This window comes from Ferroplasma sp. Type II (assembly GCF_000496155.1).
Map to the genome: position 1 here is coordinate 2,470 of NZ_KI542844.1, position 1,020 is coordinate 3,489.

A 1,020-nucleotide genomic window follows, 5' to 3' on the forward strand; every position below is an offset into this window, starting at 1 on the left:
GCGCTAAAACATCAACCGTTGCGTTCATGTTGAATTTGTGTGCGCTTAGTTCAATATTGTTAGACAGGTTGAAATCGGTTACTATGCTTGTTGTGAAATGTGCCGATACAGTAACAGGGTGCACAAATATAACAAGTGCAAAGGCATGTGCCAGTGACATGTTAATTGTGGTGGTGCTGTTTAGTGTGCCTGCAAGTGATAAATTTATATGCACTGTTACGTTTTTGATGTACAGTTTCATCATATTGTACGATGATGCATGCACTGAAAGGTTGGAAAGGAATGCCGCATTGCTTGCAGTTAAGTTCAGTATATTCACGGTTTTGTCATGCAATGAATAATTTGTCCAGCCTGTAGAGTTGGAAGATGCTTTATATGAATGAAGTGCCACCGAACTGAAGGTAACGTACACCCCAGTAACTCCATTTATAGAAGGTGGGCTATCTGCCGCACTCATTTTCAACGTTCCCGTTGTCTCGTAGTGGTATGCGTAATATCCCCCGCCAGCTACAACTGCAACTATTATTATTGCAACTATTATAGCCATTAACTTACTGGATTTCATAAACGCTAAGCTAAATTTGAATATATAAATGTTTATACATAATTACATTGATAAAATGTTCTTATACACAACTATAAGTTAACATGCTTTTTTAAAATTCTTTAAATAGTTTAAATAAATATTTATTTTATGAAATATAATGTAGCCACTAGCCACCCGCTTAGCACCATGGCAGGACTGGAAGCACTGGAAAAAGGAGGAAATGCATACGATGCCATGCTTGCGGCGTCCTCTGCACTTGTTGTTGTCCAGCCTCAGTTTAATGGTCTTGGAGGAGATTTATTTGCAACAATAAAAGACGGTCGATATTACTGCATAAACGCAAGTGGATTCGCACCTGCCGCCGCTGACATAGATTTTTACTCAGGGCAGGGGTACAAAGAAATACCGAAACACGGACCTCTTTCTTCATTTTCAATACCAGGTCTCGTATCATCCTGGAAAATTGCAGCAGA

Annotated in this window: 2 protein-coding genes; one reads left to right on the forward strand and one right to left on the reverse strand. The window is 39.3% G+C overall.

Annotated elements, in window-relative coordinates:
• Positions 1–565 (reverse strand): DUF4382 domain-containing protein (locus AMDU4_RS13720; RefSeq protein ID WP_290705574.1); only part of this gene is annotated, 565 nt, incomplete at its 3' end.
• A gap of 129 nt (positions 566–694) precedes the next feature.
• Between AMDU4_RS13720 and AMDU4_RS13725 the strand changes: the two genes are divergently transcribed.
• On the forward strand, positions 695–1,020 hold a 326-nt coding region (locus AMDU4_RS13725), incomplete at its 3' end, for a gamma-glutamyltransferase (protein WP_021788525.1).